Source organism: Sphingomonas sp. Root710, from assembly GCF_001429065.1.
Lineage (GTDB): Bacteria > Pseudomonadota > Alphaproteobacteria > Sphingomonadales > Sphingomonadaceae > Rhizorhabdus.
In genome coordinates, this window is record NZ_LMIB01000001.1 from 1,428,080 (window position 1) to 1,448,295 (window position 20,216).

At 64.8% G+C, this 20,216-nt stretch carries 17 protein-coding genes and 1 tRNA gene; 5 read left to right on the forward strand and 13 right to left on the reverse strand.

The annotated features are described in order from the left end of the window. Positions 1-105 precede the first annotated feature (105 nt). Positions 106-270, forward strand: a complete 165-nt coding sequence (locus ASE00_RS23840; protein ID WP_200957881.1) for a hypothetical protein — start codon at positions 106-108, stop codon at positions 268-270. Here the strand turns inward: ASE00_RS23840 and ASE00_RS06725 are convergent. The 4 genes from ASE00_RS06725 to hemB form a co-directional block, all read right to left on the reverse strand. Beyond that, positions 264-788, reverse strand: coding sequence for a CAP domain-containing protein (locus ASE00_RS06725; protein WP_082594494.1), 525 nt, complete (start codon positions 786-788; stop codon positions 264-266). The genes ASE00_RS23840 and ASE00_RS06725 overlap by 7 nt on opposite strands. A gap of 111 nt (positions 789-899) precedes the next feature. Next, entirely contained in the window at positions 900-2,705 is a 1,806-nt protein-coding gene (locus ASE00_RS06730; protein ID WP_056378394.1) for an aminopeptidase P family protein, read from the reverse strand. Positions 2,706-2,783: 78 nt separating this feature from the next. Then, positions 2,784-3,323, reverse strand: coding sequence for a GNAT family N-acetyltransferase (locus ASE00_RS06735; RefSeq protein ID WP_056378396.1), 540 nt, complete (start codon positions 3,321-3,323; stop codon positions 2,784-2,786). Beyond that, complete coding sequence (gene hemB, locus ASE00_RS06740; protein WP_056378398.1) at positions 3,320-4,312, reverse strand: porphobilinogen synthase; 993 nt, start codon at positions 4,310-4,312, stop codon at positions 3,320-3,322. Before hemB ends, ASE00_RS06735 begins: the two co-directional genes overlap by 4 nt. A 352-nt stretch (positions 4,313-4,664) precedes the next feature. On the opposite strand from hemB, the gene ASE00_RS23340 reads away from it, so the two are divergent. The 4 genes from ASE00_RS23340 (at position 4,665) to ASE00_RS06755 (ending at position 7,274) form a co-directional block, all read left to right on the forward strand. Beyond that, entirely contained in the window at positions 4,665-4,832 is a 168-nt protein-coding gene (locus ASE00_RS23340; protein ID WP_156405296.1) for a hypothetical protein, read from the forward strand. A gap of 60 nt (positions 4,833-4,892) precedes the next feature. Then, complete coding sequence (locus tag ASE00_RS06745) at positions 4,893-5,846, forward strand: trypsin-like serine peptidase (protein WP_056378400.1); 954 nt, start codon at positions 4,893-4,895, stop codon at positions 5,844-5,846. A 135-nt stretch (positions 5,847-5,981) separates the two neighbouring features. Then, the gene (locus tag ASE00_RS06750) at positions 5,982-6,326 is read left to right on the forward strand and encodes a PilZ domain-containing protein (protein WP_162256418.1); all 345 of its coding nucleotides are present in this window, start codon (positions 5,982-5,984) and stop codon (positions 6,324-6,326) included. A gap of 51 nt (positions 6,327-6,377) precedes the next feature. After that, positions 6,378-7,274 (forward strand): diacylglycerol/lipid kinase family protein, encoded by an 897-nt coding sequence (locus tag ASE00_RS06755; RefSeq protein ID WP_056378404.1) that lies wholly within the window; start codon positions 6,378-6,380, stop codon positions 7,272-7,274. A gap of 9 nt (positions 7,275-7,283) precedes the next feature. On the opposite strand, the gene ASE00_RS06760 is transcribed toward ASE00_RS06755, so the two are convergent. The 9 genes from ASE00_RS06760 to ASE00_RS06800 form a co-directional block, all read right to left on the reverse strand. After that, positions 7,284-8,699 (reverse strand): MATE family efflux transporter, encoded by a 1,416-nt coding sequence (locus ASE00_RS06760; protein WP_056378406.1) that lies wholly within the window; start codon positions 8,697-8,699, stop codon positions 7,284-7,286. 6 nt (positions 8,700-8,705) lie between these two features. Next, complete coding sequence (locus ASE00_RS06765; RefSeq protein WP_056378407.1) at positions 8,706-11,348, reverse strand: valine--tRNA ligase; 2,643 nt, start codon at positions 11,346-11,348, stop codon at positions 8,706-8,708. 60 nt (positions 11,349-11,408) lie between these two features. After that, the gene (locus ASE00_RS06770) at positions 11,409-13,439 is read right to left on the reverse strand and encodes an alpha/beta hydrolase family protein (protein ID WP_056378409.1); all 2,031 of its coding nucleotides are present in this window, start codon (positions 13,437-13,439) and stop codon (positions 11,409-11,411) included. 76 nt (positions 13,440-13,515) lie between these two features. Further along, positions 13,516-14,079 (reverse strand): DUF2497 domain-containing protein, encoded by a 564-nt coding sequence (locus ASE00_RS06775; RefSeq protein WP_056378410.1) that lies wholly within the window; start codon positions 14,077-14,079, stop codon positions 13,516-13,518. A 15-nt stretch (positions 14,080-14,094) separates the two neighbouring features. Continuing rightward, the gene (locus tag ASE00_RS06780; protein WP_235538556.1) at positions 14,095-15,585 is read right to left on the reverse strand and encodes a TolC family outer membrane protein; all 1,491 of its coding nucleotides are present in this window, start codon (positions 15,583-15,585) and stop codon (positions 14,095-14,097) included. Between the two features lie 14 nt (positions 15,586-15,599). After that, positions 15,600-16,244 carry a protein-L-isoaspartate O-methyltransferase family protein gene (locus tag ASE00_RS06785; protein ID WP_056378414.1) on the reverse strand — a complete coding sequence of 215 codons (645 nt, stop codon included), beginning with the start codon at positions 16,242-16,244 and terminating at the stop codon, positions 15,600-15,602. 142 nt (positions 16,245-16,386) lie between these two features. Then, positions 16,387-16,460: transfer RNA gene (locus ASE00_RS06790), tRNA-Cys, on the reverse strand. A gap of 75 nt (positions 16,461-16,535) precedes the next feature. Then, positions 16,536-17,795 carry a glycoside hydrolase family 130 protein gene (locus tag ASE00_RS06795; protein WP_056378416.1) on the reverse strand — a complete coding sequence of 420 codons (1,260 nt, stop codon included), beginning with the start codon at positions 17,793-17,795 and terminating at the stop codon, positions 16,536-16,538. A 62-nt stretch (positions 17,796-17,857) separates the two neighbouring features. Further along, entirely contained in the window at positions 17,858-20,122 is a 2,265-nt protein-coding gene (locus tag ASE00_RS06800) for a glycosyltransferase family 4 protein (protein ID WP_056378418.1), read from the reverse strand. Positions 20,123-20,216 lie beyond the last annotated feature (94 nt).

Below are 20,216 nucleotides of genomic sequence, written 5' to 3' on the forward strand. Positions count from 1 at the left end.
GCAACCGGGATGTTCGTCCCGGCGGTGTCGGGGCCTATGGACAATGCCGCGCCCGCCGTCAAGGCGGCTTGCCGATTGTATTGCGATATGGCTATCGCTCGCCTCATGAAGAAGGCGGACGCCCAGCCAAACGGAAAATCCGGCCCCGCAGGCAGCAATGATCGTGCCGCCCGCCTGGCCGAGGCCCTGCGCGCGAATCTGCATCGCCGCAAGGCCCAGGCGCGCGCCGCGGCTGATTCGCCGGCCGCACCTGAAAAACCGGATCAGTAGGGCTTTTCGCCGATCACATTGCCACCCTCCAGATAGCGGCAGACCAGCACCTCGTCTTCCGCGCTGGCCGCGATGGCGCACCCCACTTCGGTCGTCGATCGCCAGACGAGCTGCGTATAGTGGCCGACATCGCGCCATTGCCCGGTGGTGCTGTTGCGCGGAAAGGGGCCGTTGACGAAAATCTTCCGCTCGTCGACCCACAGGTTCACCATCTGCTCGGGCGTGTAATAGCCCTTGGTGCCGCGCCAGAGATTCTCCCCCTCTTCGCCATCGGTCGGGTCGGTGTAGTCGGCGGTATCGCTGTGCTCCAACCCATCGATCAGGGTGAGTTGCTGCGCCCATTCGCGCGATTGCCTCGCGAGCTTGTCGCTCCACTTGAGCGGCGGAATGCCCAGCCGGATACGCTCGGCATTATGCGCCGCCAACAGGCGATCGTTGACGTCTTGCGGCGTCCACAAGGGGGATGCTCCGCCGACAGCCAGCCAGGCCATCGGCGCGACCAGAAGACGAGCGGTCATACGGCGCCACGGCTTCATTCGCTCGTCAGCCCAATCCCCTGTGCCTCGCAACATGGGCAGAACGGCCCAACCCGTCGCGGCACCGACTCGCCGCGTACGGACAGGGGATTTTTATGCCGGTGCGGTGACGCTTTCAAGCAGCGGCGCGGTAGCCCTGTCGAGCCAGCCAGCCGCCTCCCCCGACAGCTGCGGACCGACGATCTCGCGTACCCGCGCATGATAGGCGTCGATCCACGCGATCTCGCCCGCATCGAGCATGGCGACATCGATCAAAGCACGCTCATAGGGAGCGAAAGTCAGCGTCTCGAAGCCCAGCATGTCCTTCTCGGCCCCCGCAATATCGCACTCGACTGTCAGGATCAGATTCTCGATCCGGATCCCATATTCGCCGGTCTTGTAATAGCCGGGCTCGTTCGAGAGGATCATCCCCGCCTGAAGCGGCTCGTCGCCGCCACCGAAGGTGGCGATACGCTGCGGCCCTTCATGGACCGAGAGATAGGCGCCGACGCCATGGCCGGTGCCATGCGCATAATCGAGCCCAGCCGCCCACAGATATTGCCGCGCGAGAATGTCGAGCTGCCCGCCGCGGGTGCCCTTCGGAAATACGGCGCGCGCGATCGCGACATGGCCTTTCAGCACCCGCGTATAGCGATCCCGCATTTCCGCTATGGGCTCGCCCACCGCGACGGTACGCGTCACGTCGGTCGTGCCGTCCTGATATTGGCCGCCCGAATCGACCAGATAAAGCGAACCCGGCTCCAGCCTGCGGTTGGTCTCCTCGCTTGCGCGGTAATGGACGACCGCACCATTGGGCCCCGCGCCCGAGATCGTGTCGAACGACAAATCCTTAAGCAGCCCGGTCTCGGCGCGAAACGCCTGAAGCTTGTCCGACGCCGTCAGTTCGTCGAGACCGCCCTTCGGCGCCTCGACCGACAGCCAGTGGAGGAAGCGGCTGAGCGCGGCGCCATCGCGCGCCTGCGCCGCCTTGTGCCCGGCGATTTCGACCGCGTTCTTGATCGCCTTGGGCAGTACGACGGGGTCGCGCGTCTCGACCAGCGTCGCGCCACCGCCAGCCAACGCCTCGAAGATCGCGGCGACCGCGCGTTCGGGGTCGACCGCGACGGTCTTGCCGGCCATCGCCTTCAATGCAGGTTCAAACGCCGCGCGCGGGTGCAGCCGTACGCCATTGCCGAGATGCTTGGCGACATTGTCGTCGATCTTGTCCGGGGCGACATAGAGATCGGCGGTCGCATCGGCATGGACGATGGCATAGGCCAGCGCGACCGGGGTCCGGTCGACATCCTGGCCGCGGACGTTGAACGTCCAGGCGATCGAATCCAGCGCCGAGAGCACCGCCGAATCGGCCTTCTTCGCCGTCAGCCAGTCGGCCACGTCGGCGCGTTTGGCGGCAGAGCTCTTGCCGGTCAGTTCGTCAGGCTGGACCACCAGCCGCGCCGTCGATGGCGCTGGCCGGTCGGGCCAGATCGCGTCGACCGGATTGGTGTCGACTGCGACCAGCTCGGCGCCCTTGCTCGCCAGCGCCTTCTGCGCAGCACTGACCCAACTGCGTGTGTGGAGCCAGGGATCATAGCCGATCCGCCCGCCATCGGGGGCATGCGCCTCCAGCCATTCGGCGGTGCTCGTCTGCGGCACCGACTGGTAGCTCCAATGCCTGCCGTCGACCTGCTCACGCACCTGCAAGGTGTAGCGGCCGTCGACGAAGATCGCTGCCTCGGCTGGCAGCACCACCGCCGAACCGGCAGAGCCCTGGAAGCCTGTGAGCCAGGCCAGGCGCTGCGCATAGCCGCCGACATATTCGCTCATATGCTCGTCGGTCAGCGGGACGACGAAACCATCGAGCTTGCGGCGCGCCAACTCTTCGCGGAGCGCCTTCAGACGGTCTTCATAGCTAGACATGGGGAGGAACCTCGATCTTGTTGCAATCAAGATAGGCGCGCCGGACCAGGCTAGCAACGCCCCTGCCCGACCAGCCCGTCAGGTCCCGGCCGGCCGGTCGATGCTATAAGTTAGATGCCGCTTCAGCCGCTCATCGAGCCCGGGTTGCGGATGATCGAAGTCGAGTTCGTGCCGTCTGGTCATGCCCAGGCGCTCCATCAGCCCCCAGCTGCGGCTGTTGCCCGTCACCGTGATGGCCCAGACGCTGTCCGCGGGCGTGTTCGCCCAGCCCCAGGTTAGGCTCGCTGCGGCCGCCTCGCGCGCATAGCCCCTGCCCCAATGATCCGCGGCGAGCCGCCAGCCAATCTCGATGCGCCCTTCGATCGGGGTGCCCGCCGGGCCCGGCTTCAGTCCGCAAAAACCCAGGAAGGCGCGATCCGCCTTGCGCTCGACCGCCCAGAAACAATAGCCGGCTTCCGCAAGCAAACCGTTCTGCCGCGCCGTCGCCGCATCGACATCCTCGCGGCTCATCGGCGGGCCGAGATATTCCATCACCGCCGGATCGTTGCACATCGCATGGAAAGGCGCCTTGTCGGCGTCGATCCATCCGCGCAGCAATAGCCTTTCGGTCTCGATCATGCGCCCATCAGGCGCGCTGCATGCAGCGCATGATAGGTCAGCACGCCCGACGCGCCCGCGCGCTTGAACGCCATCAGCGTCTCCATCACCATCGCGTCGCGGTCCGCCGCGCCCGCGGCGACCGCATGTTCGATCATCGCATATTCGCCGGACACCTGATAAGCGAACACCGGCACCTCGAACCGCTCCTTCACCAGCCGGACGATATCGAGATAGGGCAGCCCCGGCTTGACCATGACGCTGTCCGCGCCCTCGGCCAGGTCCAGCGCCACTTCGCGCAGCGCCTCCTGTGCGTTGGCCGGGTTCATCTGATAGCCCTTCTTGTCGCCCTTCAGCAGGCCGCGCGTGTCGACCGCGTCGCGGAACGGGCCATAGAAAGCCGAGGCATATTTGGCGGCATAAGCCATGATCTGGACATCGACATGCCCGCCCGCCTCCAGCGCGGCGCGGATCGCGCCGACCCGCCCGTCCATCATGTCCGACGGGGCAACGATATCGCTGCCCGCCTCGGCCTGGACCAGCGCCTGCGCGACCAGCACCTCGCTGGTCGGATCGTTCAGAACATGCCCGCCGGCGTCGACCAGCCCGTCATGGCCATGGCTCGTATAGGGATCGAGCGCGACATCGGTGAGCAGGCCGATGTCGGATACCGCGTCCTTGATCGTGCGGATCGCCCGGCACATCAGATTGTCGGGATTGAGCGCCTCACGCCCGTCGTCGCTGCGGAGGTCGCGCGGCGTGTTGGGAAACAGCGCAAGACAGGGAATGCCAGCCGCCTTCGCCTCGCGCGCGCGATCCGCCAGTTGCGCCAGCGGCCAGCGCGACACCCCGGGCAAGGCAGAGATCGGCTCCACCGCCTCGCCATTGGCGATGAACAGCGGCCAGATCAGGTCGGATGGAGTCAGCACATGTTCGGCGAACATGGCGCGGGTCCAGCCGTGGCGGCGGGTGCGGCGCAGGCGGAGCGCGGGAAAGGCGGGCCGAGTCATGCGCGGTCCTTAGCCGCTGGCGGCCCTGGGTGCAAAGTCACGCTCTCGAGAGAGGAGACACAAGATCAGCGCGCCAACTTTTCCGGGTTAACAAATCCCTACTGATTCTCGCAGGCTTTCACACGAAAGTCGCAGCACCTCGCCAATAACGTTCCACCTCTGTCTAACTTGCAAACGTTTGAGAACGTATATTCACGTAGAACTATTAGACTGTTGCGGCCGATGGTTACGGTGGTGTTTATTATCATCACAATCCAATCTCAAACAAGAGATCGGGAATATTGAGAAATTATTACTTTTCTTAATCCAGCATCTGCATTGGGAAACGGATGCGTTCGTCGAGGAGGCCGATATGCCAAACGACATCGATCTGACCCAACGCTTGGAACAGGTGTTGCTGGAAACAGCCACCGCCTTCCTTCGGCTCGTCCAGGAGCAGCATCCGCACGTTGACGGCGCGGAATATGAGATTGCGCTGGCGGTGCGGCGACGGCGGTTGAGAGTGCCCGCCAGCGGTTGACGGCCGCCCTCCCCTCGGCGCTTCGGCGCACGTCCGAAAACCCAGCCTGCGGATATCATCATGACGAAATCGGTCCCTTCGGGAGGTGCGCTGCGCATCCTTCCCCGCATCCTCCTGCTCGCGCTGCTGGCGGCGCAGTTCCTGGCCCCCGCGAGCGCACCCGCCATGGTGCTGGGTGCCGACGATCGCAACCAGGCAGCCGCCTTCCTGTCGCCCGCGGAAGAAGACCGGTTCCAGGGCCTCGGCCGCATCGAATGCCTTCAGCCGGGATCGCGAGGCCTGTCCTTTCATGCGACCGGATGGGTCGTCGGATCGGTCGACACCGTGATGACCGCCGCACATGTCTTCTTCGAGCAGGGCTGGCGCGGTGACCGCTCGATCGAACGCGATCCGGCGAACTGCATCTTCGTCCTGTTCAATCGGGACCAGAGCATCCGCGAGATCGCCAATATCCGATATGCCGTCTCGCCATGGGCGGACCGGCGGATGCGCGGCGACAGCGCTAGAGATTATGCCGTGCTCAAGCTGGCGAAGCCGGTGCGAGTATCGAAAATCCCCGCAGTCAGCGTCAACGCTGCCATCAGGCCCGATGTCCAGCTGGTCGCCTTTCAGACGGGAGTCATCGACAATCAGCGGGCCCGCATCACCCGCGGCGAAGCACGGCGTTTCCCGGTCCTCGACGCACATTACGAACTCGAAGGCATGCACATCTCCAACAGCGCCCGCCTTTTCTCGACCTCGGCCAATTCGAGCCCCGGTTCCTCAGGCGGTCTCTATTATGACCGCCGCTCGGGGGCGGTGCTCGGCCTGCATCTGGGGTCGATGTGCGATCCGGAGGCGCTGAACCCCAGCTATGATCCCGATCATTGCTTCAACTATGGCCTGCGCTTCGGCCGCGATGCCGGCATCGCCATCGACGCCGTGGCACGCGACGCCGCGCCCCGGAGCCTGATGATCCGCTCGAACCAGGCCGCGCCCGCTACGGCCGCGATCGTGCTGGCTCTGGCCAGCTGAGCAACCTGTCCAAAAACCCTCCAGGAAATGAAGGAGTTCGTCATGTTACATCAACGATTAGGATATCAGCGGCGGACCGCGGCAATCTGCTGCTCTGCGGCCGACGAGCGCGGCGAGCCGCGGCACAGCGTCAGCATGGCCACCCGGATGCGGCAAGGGCTGCACCTCGCCATCGACAGCAGCGCGGCGACGAATGGGCAAATCTCGGACATCATCGTTACCGATATCTCCTGCAAAGGGCTGGCGGTCAGCGGAATGGGCCCTCTGACCGCGGGCAACCGCGCCACGGTCGAGGTTCCTCTGATCGGCCAGCGTGAGGTCGATGTCCGCTGGATCGCGGGCAACCGCGCCGGATGCCGGTTCGTGACCCCATTGAGCGATGAAGAGCTACGGATGGCGCTGTGCAGGAGCGGGACGCTGGCGGACAACTTCCCCGGCCTTATCGGCAGCCTGTCGCCCCGCCAAGGCGGACAGGCATAAAAAGCTCGACCGATTTGCATCCGAAACGGTCTTCGGACGTTCGGTGCAGATATGGATGATATTACGCCGCGCTCCGCCGTCCTGATCGTCAACGCCCTGTCGCGCCAGGGCCGGAAACAGTTCGATGCCGCCCGCGAAGGATTGCGGGCTGCGGGCGTCGGGCTGATCGACGCTATCGCCATTGATGAGCCGGGGACCCTCGACAACCATGTCGCGGCGGCCATGAAGCGCAAGCCACCGATGCTGATCATCGGCGGCGGCGACGGATCGCTGTCCTGCGCGGTCGATATGCTGGTCGGAACCGACACCGTCTTCGCGGTCCTGCCACTGGGCACCGCCAACAGCTTCGCACGATCGCTGGAGATTCCGCTCGATCTCGACGGTGCGATCAAGGTCATCGCCGAGGGAAAGCCTCGCCGAATCGATCTGGGCATGATCGACGACGATTATTACTGCAACTGCGCCGCGATTGGTCTGTCGACCAAGATCGGCGGCAGAATCCCGCCGGTGCTCAAGAAGACGCTGGGACGGCTGGGCTATCTGATATGGGCCGCCTATCAATCGATGAAATTCAGGTCGTTCAAGCTGATCGTCACCCATGACGGGGTGCGCGAAGAGGTCGACGCGCTCGAGGTGCGCATTGCCAACGGCCCCTATCATGGCGGGGTCGAGCTGATCGACGAGGCCGATCCCCAAAGCGGCGAGATCGTGGTCCAGGTGGTGGTGGGACGTTCGCCGGCGCAGCTCGGCTGGAGCTGGTTCACCAGCTATTTGCGGCTGCGCGCGCGCAAGGACACCACGGTCGAATATCGCGGGCGCGAGATCCGGGTGGAGACGGTGCCGCCGCTGAAGATCTCGATCGACGGCGAGGTGCTGGCGAAGACCCCCTTCACCGCGAAGGTCGCGCCCAAGGCGATCAGCGTGATGGCCCCCCGCCTCGAAGACTAGAACCGAAAGTCACCGCGCAGGAGGCCGTCCGCCAGCCTGATGTTCGGCGGCTTTGGCCTGGTCGGCAAGCACCACCTTTCTCCACCCTCCGCGCGCATAATAGCCCCACGTCAGCAGCAAGTTGACGATCGAGCTGAACGGGAAGGCCCACCACAGCGCGTCGAAGCCGAGTTGCCGCTGGGCGAGGGTCGCGAAACCGAGCCTGACGCCGAACAGGCAGATGATCATGATGATCAGCGGCCCCGAGACCACGCCATTGGCGCGGATCGCGGCGAACATGATGATCGTCATACCCGCGAACAACAGGCTCCATCCCGCCAACAGGTGCATTTTCTCGGCGATGGGAATGGCGGGGCTGTGGCTACCGAGGAACAGTCCGAGCAGCGTCCGATCGAACAGCGTCACCAATGCGATCGCGGCGCCGGTCATCAGCAGATTGTAGAGTATCCCGGCACTGACGATCGAGCGGACCCGGTCCCAGCGGCCCGCACCGATATTCTGCGCCGTCATCGCGGTGACCGCTGCCCCCACCGCCATCGCGGGCATCTGGACATAGTTCCACAGTTGGAAGGTCACGCCATAGGCTGCGGCTGCATAGACGCCGCCATGGTTGACCAGTCCGACCATCACCAACCCCGACAGCGTCATGACGAGCATCTGCAGCCCCATGAGCGAGCCTTTGGCGAGGATGAGACGGAGCAGCGCGGGTTCGGGAAGAAGATAGCGCCATTCCGGCCCGCGCAGCCGGATCGGCAGGTCACGGCGATAGACGACAAACAACATGCCGCCGAGCGAAACCATGCTGGACATCAAGGTCGCCACCGCCGACCCGACGATGCCCAGCGCCGGGAACGGCCCGATCCCGATGATGAGGAAGGGATTGAGGCCCGCATCGACGACAATAGCGACGATCATGAACCATAAGGGCGTCATCGCATCGCCCGCCCCGCGCAGCGACATCATCAGCAAGGCGGCGAGCGCGCTGAATGGTACGACCACCAACATGGCCTTCAGATAGGCGGATGCCGCCGGCAGCGCAGCGGCAGGCGTGCCCATCAGGTGGAGCAGCCAGTCGGCCAATCCGATTCCCAGCGCCATTACAGCCATCGAGATCAGCAGGAACAGCGTCGCTGCCGCCCCCACCGCGCGCCGCGCGCCATCAACGTCCTTCCGGCCGATATGCTGGCCGACCAGTACCGACGCCGCCATGCCGAAACCAAAGAAAACGGAAAAAGACAGGAAGGTAATGTTGGAGGCGTTGGACGAGGCAGCCAGCGCGCCTTCGCCCAGAAAACGGCCGATCCACACCATGTTGATTGAGACGTTGAGCGACTGGAGGATGTTAGCGCCGAGCGTCGGCATCGCGAACAACAACAGCGTGCGGCCGATCGGCCCGTTGATCAGGTCACGCTGCGCTTTCGCCATGCAGGATCAACCGAGGCGGGCTAGTGCCGCACTCAGCTGCTCTGCTTCCTGGGCCTTCTCGGCATGGTCGGCCCGCGCCTTCTCGACCGCTTCGGGTTTCGCCTTCTCGACGAAGGCCGGGTTGCCGAGGCGTCCGGCGAGGCTATCGCGTTCCTTCTCAGCCGCCGCGATTGCCTTGGACAAGCGCGCCTTCTCAGCGTCGAGATCGATCACCCCTTGGAGCGGTAGGACATAGGTTGCTTCGTCGACCACCACCTGCGCTGCGCCCTCAGCTGGGCCGTCGCCTTCGGCCAGATCGAGCCGCGCGAGCCGCGCGATCGCGACCGCGTTCGCCTTGAGACGCGCCCGCGTCGCATCGCTCGCGCCGCGCGCATGGGCGGGCAGCCGCGCCCCAGGCGGCACATTGAGCCCGGTGCGGGCCGCACGGACTTCGCTCACCAGACGGATCAGCCAGTCGATCTCCTGCTGGGCCGCCGGATCGATCGCGCGCGCGTCGGTGATCGGCCATTTCGCGACGATGATGTCATATTCGCGTTCGCCCAGCGCATGCCACAGCTCTTCGGTGATGAAGGGCATGAAGGGGTGTAGCATGACGAGAATCTGGTCGAGCACCCAGCCTGCGACCGCGCGGGTCTCGGCGGCCTGGCCTTCGTCCGCGCCCTCGGCGAGCAGCGGCTTGGTCAGCTCGATATACCAGTCGCAGAAGCTGGCCCAGGTGAAGTGATAGATCGTATTCGCCGCCTCGTCATAGCGCAGGTCGGCGATGGCGAGGTCGAGCGCCTGCACCGTCTTCACCGTCTCCGCGATGATCCAGCGGTTGACCGCAAGCTCGGCCTTCGGCGCTTCGATCGAGGTCGACGCGCCGATGCCGTTACTCTGCGCAAAGCGGGCGGCGTTCCACAGCTTCGTCGCGAAGTTGCGATACCCTTCGACCCGCTTCTCATCGAGCTTGATGTCGCGCCCCTGGCTCTCCATCGCGGTCAGCGTGAAGCGCAGCGCATCGGCGCCATATTTGTCGATCAGGCCGAGCGGATCGACCGTGTTGCCCTTCGACTTCGACATCTTCGAGCCATCGGCAGCGCGAACAAGACCGTGCAGATACAATGTCTTGAACGGCACTTCTCCCATTAAGTGCAAACCCTGCATGATCATGCGGGCATCCCAGAAGAACAGGATGTCGAAGCCAGAGATCAGCACGTCATTCGGATAATGGCGGTCGAGCGTGGTGGTCTTTTCGGGCCAACCGAGCGTGCCGAACGGCCACAGGGCCGAAGAGAACCAGGTGTCGAGCACGTCGCTATCGCGGGTGATCTTCTTGTTGCCGGCAAGTTCCTGCGCCCCAGCTTCGTCCTCGGCTACATAGACCTGGCCATCCTCGTCATACCAGGCTGGGATCTGATGGCCCCACCAGAGCTGACGCGAGACGCACCAGGGCTGAATATTCTCCAGCCAATTATAATAGGTCTTGGTCCAGCTTTCAGGCACGACCTTGATCGCGCCCGAGCGCACCGCCTCGATCGCAGGCTTGGCCAGCGTCTCGGCATCGACATACCATTGGTCGGTCAGCCAAGGCTCGATGACCACGCCCGAGCGGTCGCCATAGGGCGTCTGGATGACGCGATCCTCGATCTTCTCCAACAAGCCAGCGGCGTCGATCGCCTCTACCACCTTCTTGCGCGCCTCGAACCTGTCGAGGCCGAGATAGTCGGCAGGGATCAGTCCATCCGAGGTCTGGACCAGCTTCGCTTCGGCATCGAGCATGTTGAGCATCTCGGCGGGCTTGAACCCGGCCCGCTTACCCACCTCGAAATCGTTGAAGTCGTGGCCCGGGGTGATCTTCACCGCACCCGAGCCGAGCTCGGGATCGGCATGCTCGTCGGCGACGATCGGGATCAGGCGACCGGTGATCGGCAGCTTCACCTGCTTGCCGATCAGCGCCTTGTAGCGATCATCCTCCGGATTCACCGCGACCGCCATGTCGGCAAGCATCGTCTCAGGCCGCGTCGTTGCGACCGAGATCGTGCCCGAGCCGTCGGCGAACGGGTAGGAGAAATGCCAGAACTTGCCCTGGATCTCCTTGGTCTCGACCTCGAGATCGGAGATCGCGGTCTTCAGGCCCGGATCCCAGTTCACCAGCCGCTTGTCGCGATAGAGCAGCTTCTGGTTATAGAGATCGACGAACACCTTGAGGACGGCTTTCGAAAAGCCTTCGTCCATGGTGAAGCGCTCATTCGCCCAGTCGCACGACGCGCCGAGGCGGCGGAGCTGGCGGGTGATCGTGCCGCCGCTCTCCTGCTTCCATTCCCACACCTTCGCGATGAAATCGTCGCGGGTAAACTCGGTGCGCTTCTGCCCGGCAGCATTCAACTGCCGCTCAACCACCATCTGGGTCGCGATACCGGCATGATCGGTGCCGACCACCCACAGCGCATCCTTGCCCTTCAGGCGGGCGTGGCGGATAAGCACATCCTGCAACGTATCGTCGAGCGCATGGCCGATGTGCAGGCTGCCGGTGACGTTCGGCGGCGGGATGACGATCGTGTAAGGATCGGCATCGGGCCGCTCGGGGCGGAACAGCCCCTGCTCTTCCCAATAGGAGTACCAACGCGCTTCGATGGCGGCGGGGTCGAACGTCTTGTCTATCGTCATGATGGGGGTGGCTTTAGCGGGGGAACATGCCCCCGCGCCACCCCATTTAGTGGGAAGCCCTCACTTGCCCATGTGCTTGCTCATCCAGCCGAGCACCTCCTGATACCATTGGATGCTGTTCTTGGGCTTGAGAATCCAATGGTTCTCGTCGGGGAACATCACCAGACGGCTCTCGACTCCGCGGCGCTGCGCGGCGGTGAACACGCCGATCCCCTGGGTGTAGGGGATGCGGAAGTCCTTCTCGCCGTGGAGGACGAGGATCGGGGTCTTCCACGCGGTGACATGGTTGACCGGGTTCCACTTCTCATAGTTCGCGGCGACCTCATAATAGGGGCCGCCATGCTCCCATTCGTCGAACCATAATTCCTCGGTCTCATAGGCCATCGCCCGCGCGTCGAAGACGCCGGCATGGCTGACCAGGCATTTGAAGCCGTCGGCCCACTGGCTGGCGATCCAGTTGACCATGTAGCCACCATAGGAGCCGCCCGCCGCGCAGGCGTTGGAGCCGTCGAGCCAGGCATATTTGGCGGTCGCAGCGGCCAGACCGAGCTTGAGATCTTCAAGCGGCTTGCCACCCCAATCCTGGTTGATCGCGTCGGTAAAGGCCTGGCCGTAGCCGGTCGATCCGTGGAAATCGACCATCACCGCGCCATAACCCGCGCCCGTGAACACCGCCGGATTCCAGCGATAAGACCAACCGTTGCCAAACGAGCCCTGCGGCCCGCCATGGATCAGGAAGGCGACCGGTGCCTTGGCCCCGGCGGCGAGGCCCGCGGGCTTCACCGCATAGGCCCAGACGGTGTCGCCCTTCGCGCCTTTGAAGCTGAAATGCTCGACGGCGGGCATGTCGATCCCCGCCAGCTTGTCCTTGTTGACCGCGGTCAGGCGCACGGCCTTGCCCTTGCCGCTGCCCATGTAAAAGTCGGACGGCGCGGTGATGCTGTTGAGCGTGTAGATATAGCCCTTCGGCGTCGCGAGCAGCGTGCCCGCGCTGCCGTCGCCGGTCAGACGGGTCGGCTTGCCGGTGGCGACCGAGACCGCGAAGACCGGATCGTCGCCGGTATCCTGAGCGGTCACATAGAGCGTCTTGCCGTCCTGGGCCCAGGTCAAGCTGCCGACCGACCGGTCCCAGCCCTCGGTCAGCGCGCGGACCTCTCCGGTTGCGATGTTGCGAAGCTGGATCACCTGCCGGTCGGCTTCATAGGTCGGCCGCTTCATCGCGACATAGGCCAGCCATTTGCCGTCGGGCGACACGGTGGGCAGCGTGTCGGTGGCGTCATTGGCGTCGGTCAGGTTGACCGGGGCCGCCGATCCGTCGGCGGGCGCGGCGAAGATGTCGAGGTTGGTCGACAGCGGCTCGGTCTTCCCCGCCTCGCGCAGGGTGAAATAAACGGTCTTGCCGTCCTTGCTCCAGGCGATCTCGGCCCCGTCGCCGAACGGCTTAGACGGCGTGTCGCCGACCAGCCTGCCGCCGATCGCAACGCCGTCGCCGGCCGCCTTGCCGCCCGTCAGCGGCAGCACGAATATCTGCGAGCGCTGGCCGTCGCTCCATGTGTCCCAATGCCGAATGAAATAGCCGTCATAGGTCCGCGCGCTGCCACCCTTGGCGGCGGGCTTGGTGTCGGCGAGCGACTTCGCGCCCACCGGGCGGTCGGCCCAGACGAGCAGCTTGTCACCGGTCGGCGCGACCTTGAAGCCGCTGATGTCCTGATCGGCGACCAGTTCGGGTGGGCCACCAGAGAGCGCCACGCGCCATAAGGCGGTCTTGTCGCCCTTGGCCGCGGTGAAGAAGACCCATTGCCCATCGGGCGAAAAGGCTGGAGCGGCCTCGCTCAGCGCCGGATCGGCGGCAAGCTTTTCCGGTGCGGCACCCTTCTTCGACAAATCGAGCCGCCACAGATCGGTCCGGCCTTTGTTGGCGGCCATGTCGGTCTCTCGCTGGTCCCAGACGAGCCAGCGTCCGTCGGGCGACACATCGGCCGAACCGATGCGCGACAGCGATGCGACATCTTCGATGGTAAGCGGGCGGGCATGCGCGGTGGCGCCGATGCCCGCGGCAAGGCCAAGGGCCAGGAGCGGGAGTTTCTGCATGCTTAAAGACTAGACAAAATAACGCCCGACGCAAGCGCTGTATGAGTCCGGTGGTACACAAGCACCACCGAAAAAATCAGCTGTCCTTATCCATCATTCGCCGGATTTCCGCTTGTACCAGCCGTTCGACCATGTCGGGCAGGTTTCGCTCGATCCAGTCGGCAAGCAGCGGCTGGAGCGCGTCGCGAACCAATGCGTCGAGAGTCATGTCGCCACCGGTCGGCCGGGGCGTCGGCGTGCGCGGCATCAGGTCGCGCGGAACCGGGCGCGGCGCTGCCGGCTGCACCATCTCGGCCTCCGCGTGGCGCAGGCGATCGACGGCGCGCTGGACGGGCGCGGCAGGCTCCGGCGCCGCTGCTGGCGCAGGCGCTGGCCGGGGCGGCGGCACGGCATCGGCGGTTCGATCGGGAACGCGGCTGGGGACACGATCGGTCAATTCGAGGATCGACTCGGGCGGCGATTGCGGACGCGGCCACCCAGGGAGCGGCGCGCCAACGCTGCGCGGCGGAGCCGAGGGCGGCTCCTGCCGGATTGGCGACGGCGCCGCGGCCTGCGGCGGCGGGCTTTGATCATCGGAAATGATGCGTTTGATGGAAGCGAGGATGTCTTCCATCGATGGTTCGGGACGCGCGTCGGCCATGGTCCCGATTATAGGCTATTTTTTCGGCGTTGCTACCGGCGTGTAGGGCGGCACCGCCGAAACGCTCGGCTGACCCTTGGTGGTGGTCGCGACCGGCTTCGGCTTGGGGTCTTCGTCCCAATCCCAGATGCGGCTGTTCACCCGCTTATAGTTGGCGATCGGATCGTAGAGCGAGCCGCCATCGAGGCCGAGGTCCTTCGCCTGCGCACGTCCCATCGCCGCGAGCAGCGCGAAGCCGGCGACATAGGCGTCGCGCTTGGCAGTTACGAGATCGGAACGCGAGTTGAGCAGTTCCTGCTCAGCGTTGAGAACGTCGAGGACGTTACGGCTGCCAACGCTCTGTTCGGCGCGCACGCCTTCAAGAGCGAGTTCGTTGGCCGACACGGCTTGGAGCGACGAATCGATCGTCGCGAGGGCGGCCTGATAGCGCGAGAAAGCCACGCGTGCGTCGGCAATCACCGCGCGTTCGGCGGCGGTCTGCGCCTCGATCGCCTGTCCCTTGCGTGCCTGCGCCTGCCGCACGCGCGCACCGGGCTCGCCGCCCTGGAAGATCGGGATTTGTGCTTGAAGTCCAACCGTCGCGGTCTTGTCGACCTGCCGGACACCCGCCGCGCCACCGGCCAGCGTGCCCTGATAATCGGTATAGTCGCCGGTGCCGAACGCCTGAAGCCGCGGCATCCGTTGGGCACGGGCGATACCGATGTCATATTCGGCGGCGCGCGCGGCCTGCTTGGCGGCGGCAAGATCGGGATTATTGGCGACCGCGATTTCGACCGCGTCGTCGGACAGAGCTGGCAAACCCGGCAGCGGCGGCGGCGCTTCGAGATTATCGGGGAACTTGCCGATCACCTCGAGATAGGTCTGGCGACTGTTGTCGAGTTCGGCTTGAGCACGCTGGAGGCTGCTGCGAGCGACCGACAGACGCGCCTCGGACTGAGCGACGTCGGTACGGGTCTGATCGCCGACCTGGAAACGATCCTTGCTAGCCTGCACATTGGTCTGAAGGACCTTCACATTGCCGGCGTTGAGATCGACGATCGCGCTGTCCCGGATCACGTCCATATAAGCCGCCACGGCGGCGGTGAACACGTCGCCCTCGGTCGCCTGCAGGCTGGCGCGGCCCTGCTCGACCCGAGCCTTGGCGGCCTTGATCGAGTTGCGCACGAACCCGCCTTCGAACAGCGGTACCGTCGCGGTCACCGAGCCGCCGATCGACTTCTTCGGCGAGGTGAAGCTGTTGGCCGAGCGCTTGACGAAGCGATTATAGGAAGCGGCGGCGCTGACGTCGGGCAGGCCCTGTGCCCGAGCGATCGCGACATCCTCGTCGGTCGCCCGCAGGCCGGCGCGCGCGCCTGTCAGAGTGGGATTCGAGACATAGGTCTGGGCGAGCGCGTCGCGCAGCGTGTCGGCGGATGCCGCGACGGGCAAGCCCGCCGCGATGACCGCCGCGATCGACACACCCCAGCGGCGCGGCGCCGCCCTTTCACGCACCTGCTTGAACTTCACCCGGACCATCCCTGTCAGAAGCTGAACGCCGCCGGGGTGGCAAAACCCGGGAGCGGCGCGGCGTCGGCGTCGGCGAACGCCTTGACGCCGAAGCCCTGCCCGGCGCGCACGCCGGACACGAGCCGCGACACGCCATTATCGATCAACGCACCGACCAGCCGGCCGCCGTCGGCAAGCTGGTCGATCAGCGCTTGCGGAACCTGCTCCACCGCGCCGTCGAGGACGATCAGCGTATAGGGGGCGCCCTTCTTGCTGCCGGCTGCAAGCGGACCCTTGACCCAGGCAGCGCCCGGCGTGGCCTCCTCGCCCGCCGCGAACAGATCGCCATCCTCTTCCACCGCGACCACCGTCGCGCCGAGCTTTTCGAGCACCGCTACGGTGTAACCCGTGGCGGCGCCGACGACGAGGACGGTTTCGCCCGCGGCGACCGCCGCCTCGGTCAACAGCCGGCCGGTCACCATCGGCGGATTGAGCGCACGGCCACCGCCTAGCGGCAGGGCGATATCGGCATAGGCGATATGCTTCTTGTCGGCGGGCACGAAGCGCTCGCGCGCCACTTCGCCCATCGCGGTCACGACGCGGGCGTCGCTGACGCCGGTGGTCCGCAGCTGACTGACCACCATGGCACGACGCATCTGCTCGAAATTTTGCTCGGTCACTAGGGATTCCCGCTATCTAGTGTCTTACACCTACAATACAGTAGGGCACGGTTCAAGGCTTTATCGCGTCGCGGCATCCGCGCCAAGCGCGATCTCCTCCGCTGCGGAGCCAGCGCGGGTCAGCACATCATCGGGAAGGAAGTGGAGGCCCGAGCCGGAATCGAACCGGCGTGCAAGGATTTGCAGTCCTCTGCGTAACCACTCCGCCATCGGGCCAGAGGAGCGCGGCAATGGCGTCGGGGGTGGCGAATGTCAACCGGCATTGGTCGCATCACGCTTGGATGCGCTTCCCTAACCCATCGCCGCCAGCAGCGAGTCGATCGGGATGAAGGCGAAGGCAACCGAGCTGTCGGCCACGCCATAGGGAATGAACAGCAGGTCGCCATGCTTGAGCGCGCCGCAGGTGTAGACGACGTTGGGAACATAGCCCTCGCGGTCCTCATCGCCCGGGGCGAGCACCGGGTCGACCGTGCGGCCCAGCACCTTCGACGGATCCTGCTTGTCCAGCAGGATCGCGCCGATCGAATATTTGCGCATCGCGCCGACGCCATGCGTCAGCAGCAGCCAGCCTTCGTCGAGCTCGATCGGCGCGCCGCAATTACCGATCTGCACCGTCTCCCACGGATATTTGGGTGCGATCAGCAATTCGCCCTCGGCCCAGTTGTCGATCTCGGGCGACCGGATGAGGAACAGATTTTCGCCGTCCTGGCGGCCGATCATCATATATTCGCCGCCGATCGTCCGCGGAAACAGCGCCATGCCCTTGTTGCGGGCGGCGCTGCCGCGGATCGGTTGCATGCGGAAGCTCCGGAAATCGCTTGTCCGCAGGAACTCGGAGCGGATCGTCCGGCCGTCATAGGCGGTGTAGGTGCCGATCCATTCCACCGAATCGTCGTCATGGGTGAACTGCAGGAGGCGCAGATCCTCCAGCCCGTTCGACTGTTCCCGGGTGATCGGAAAGATCAGCGTTCCCGATATCGTCGAGTCCTCATGGCGGTGAATCTCGATCAGTTCGTCGCCGCCCAGATTATGAACGTTGCGGCCGAGCGCCGCGGCTATGGCGAAGGGCGGCTCGGGGCCCAATTCGAATTCCGCACCGGGCGACAATATCCCCTCGCGGAAGGCGATCGAGCTGATATGCCCCTCGCCCACCGCGCGCAGCGACATGATCACCCGCCGCGACCCGGGCGACAGGCCCGATTGATCGGGATGCAGAACGATGCTGGGATTCATCAGCGCCGCGGCGGCGTAGCTGTATTCGTGGCAGAAATAGGCGCCGATCAGTTGCTTCTGAACCGGCGACACCGCGCCGTTCAGGTTCAGCGCCCGGGCGATCTGCCCATAGCGTTCGTTGAAGACGCTGCGGGTTTGCCAGTGACGGGTCTCGAAATCCTTGAAGACGAGCTGGAGCACGCTTTCGGCCTGCCGCTCGTCGAAGGCCAGCACCTCATTGACGATGCGGCCGACCCTCCCGCCATAGGGATTGGCCGGATCAATCGGCAGGTGAAACGGCCTGACGACGACGCGCGAGGCATCCGCCTGCAGGCGCATCGCCGTGTGAATGACTTCTACCAAAACGCGCCGACTCCCCTCGTCCGGGCGGCGGCTGACCGTCAGACAGCGACCGCACCAGCTTCGGAATGCTCCGCGCCGTCGGCGGTTCCCGATATTTTTACGATGGCGCAACAAGCCAGCTGAAAGGCCAGAACCGATTCTGCACCGGTGTTGAGATTGGGCCGGTCGGCCATCAGCCCATCGAAGCAACTGCCCTCGGCTATGGATGCCATCGGCTGGCCAAGGTCGTTTTCGCCGAGATACCAGCGCCAGGCACGCATCGCGCTTTCGCGCCAACGCGGATCACCGGTGACCTCGAGCGCCGTGATCGCAGCATCCACGCTGGCCCAGGCCTCGAGCGGCTGCTGGTCATAGATCATCGGCGGCGCGAAGGCGCGGCCAAAGCTTTCGGTGCCGACCGCGCGAAAATGCCCGGCCTTGGCAGTCTGCACCGTGTCGAGCCAATCGAGCGCGTCGAGCGCGTCTTCGGTCATCGCGACATTTGCCAGCAACTGACCCGCCAGCAGTAGCGCCTCTGGCAGCCGGGCATTGTCATAGGCCAAAACCGGTTCGAACCAGCGCCAGTCCGGACGCCGGCACTCGACCAGCGCGTCATGCAGCCGCCGTCCGAAATGCTCGACGATCGCCCGCGCATTGGCATGCGCCGGCACCGCCTTCAGCATCGACACCGCGCCGAGCAAGGCGAAGGCGCCGGAACGCAAGCCGTCGAGCTTCAGCGCATGCGGCGCGGCCTGGTCGAACAAATGCCCCGCCCAGCGCCGGAGATCGGCGCGTCCGGCTTCATCGGCGGTGACGCCCACCGCCCAGATCGAGCGTCCGAAACTGTCCTGCGATCCCACCGCTTCGAGCCAGCGGCGGTCATAGGACATGAAGTTGCGGAATGCGCCATCTCCCGGATTCCAGGCATGCTGCACGAAGGACGCATAGATTGTCGCCAGTTCCTCGCTGCGCGTCGAACGTGCGCCGCCGAGCCGGTGCATCAGGATCAGTGCGCGCGCGTTGTCATCGACGCAATAGCCGTGGTTACGATCAGGGATGGAAAAGATCGAATGCTGCATCATGCCGCAGCTGTCGGTCAGTTGCTCGACGCCGTCGAGGCGCACTTCGGCGCGCGGATGGCGCAAGGCGACGGGCAAACGCACGGGATGTTGCGAAACCGCCATATCGAATATCTCCAGATAGGCTTTGGCAAGGCGCGGCCAGATCATCGTGCGGCCAAGGTCATAAGCGGTCTTGCGCGCCCGCTCCTGGCGGGCATCATCGGCGAGCAGCGCGGATATCTCACGCGCGAAGGCATCATGATCGCCGAACGGCGCAAGCGCGCCCGTTTCGGGCGTCACCACCTCCACGGCATGCCAATAGGGGGAGGAGACAACCGGTTTGCCCAGCGCCACCGCATAGGAAAGCGTTCCGCTCGTGATTTGCGCCTCGTGAAGATAGGGGGTGACATAGATGTCGACCGCCTCGAGATAATCGAGCAGCTCTTCTGTCTCGGTGAAGGCATTGATGAAGCGGACGTGGCGCTCAACGCCCAGATCGCGGGCGAGCTGCGCGATGCTCTCGCGATAAGTTTCGCCGTCGCGCGCTACGAGATGCGGATGGGTTGCGCCCAACACTACGTACAGAGCGTCAGGATGCTGCGCGGTTATCGCCGGCAACGCCCGGATGATCGTCTCGATCCCCTTGTTCGGCGACAACAGTCCGAAGGTCAGCAATATCCGGCGCCCCTCGAAGCCGAAGCGGCGCTTGGCCGATTCGATATCCGCCAACGGGCGGTCGGGCACGCCATGCGGCACGACCGCGATCTTATCGTGCGCTATGCCGTGGATCTGTTCGAGAAGCGTTCGGCCCTTTTCAGCCATGACGATCAGCTTCGATGCACGGCATGCCAAGCGCTCGATCACTTCGCGCTGGTCCGGATCGGGATGTTCGAGCACTGTATGGAGCGTGACCACGACAGGCAGCTGGACGTGATCGAGCAACTGAAACAGCAGCACCCCGGCGGACCCGCCGAAAATACCATATTCGTGCTGGACGCAAACCATCTGCGCGCCGCTGTCATTGATGCGCCGCGCCGCCGCGCGATAGTCGGCCAGGTCGTTCTGCGATATCTGGCAGACGACATGATCGGGATATGCGTGGAGAGAGCCGGGCTCGTCCATCGCGTAGAGATCCGCGCGGAGATCGGATCGCGCGGCAGTCAGCGCTTGCCGGACATCATCGGTGAAGGTGGCGATTCCGCAGCGGCGTGGCGGATGATTGCCGATGATAGCGATATGATTGACCCGCCGGACATCTTTCATTTCGCGCCTACTCCCGCTCCCCTCCGCAGCTGGCTTCGGGACTTCAACGGATAAATGCTCGCGGGCGCGAAAGGTTGCGGCGCAACACCGTGTT

Coding starts and splice junctions, on each gene's coding strand:
- ASE00_RS06775 (WP_056378410.1), bottom strand. CDS start 14,079: ATGGCCGACGCGCGTCCCGAACCATCGATGGAAGACATCCTCGCTTCC.
- ASE00_RS06795 (WP_056378416.1), bottom strand. CDS start 17,795: ATGCGCCTGCAGGCGGATGCCTCGCGCGTCGTCGTCAGGCCGTTTCAC.
- ASE00_RS06730 (WP_056378394.1), bottom strand. CDS start 2,705: ATGTCTAGCTATGAAGACCGTCTGAAGGCGCTCCGCGAAGAGTTGGCG.
- ASE00_RS23340 (WP_156405296.1), top strand. CDS start 4,665: ATGCCAAACGACATCGATCTGACCCAACGCTTGGAACAGGTGTTGCTG.
- ASE00_RS06800 (WP_056378418.1), bottom strand. CDS start 20,122: ATGAAAGATGTCCGGCGGGTCAATCATATCGCTATCATCGGCAATCAT.
- ASE00_RS23840 (WP_200957881.1), top strand. CDS start 106: ATGAAGAAGGCGGACGCCCAGCCAAACGGAAAATCCGGCCCCGCAGGC.
- ASE00_RS06770 (WP_056378409.1), bottom strand. CDS start 13,439: ATGCAGAAACTCCCGCTCCTGGCCCTTGGCCTTGCCGCGGGCATCGGC.
- ASE00_RS06725 (WP_082594494.1), bottom strand. CDS start 788: ATGACCGCTCGTCTTCTGGTCGCGCCGATGGCCTGGCTGGCTGTCGGC.
- ASE00_RS06755 (WP_056378404.1), top strand. CDS start 6,378: ATGGATGATATTACGCCGCGCTCCGCCGTCCTGATCGTCAACGCCCTG.
- ASE00_RS06745 (WP_056378400.1), top strand. CDS start 4,893: ATGACGAAATCGGTCCCTTCGGGAGGTGCGCTGCGCATCCTTCCCCGC.
- ASE00_RS06735 (WP_056378396.1), bottom strand. CDS start 3,323: ATGATCGAGACCGAAAGGCTATTGCTGCGCGGATGGATCGACGCCGAC.
- ASE00_RS06765 (WP_056378407.1), bottom strand. CDS start 11,348: ATGACGATAGACAAGACGTTCGACCCCGCCGCCATCGAAGCGCGTTGG.
- ASE00_RS06760 (WP_056378406.1), bottom strand. CDS start 8,699: ATGGCGAAAGCGCAGCGTGACCTGATCAACGGGCCGATCGGCCGCACG.
- hemB (WP_056378398.1), bottom strand. CDS start 4,312: ATGACTCGGCCCGCCTTTCCCGCGCTCCGCCTGCGCCGCACCCGCCGC.
- ASE00_RS06750 (WP_162256418.1), top strand. CDS start 5,982: ATGGCCACCCGGATGCGGCAAGGGCTGCACCTCGCCATCGACAGCAGC.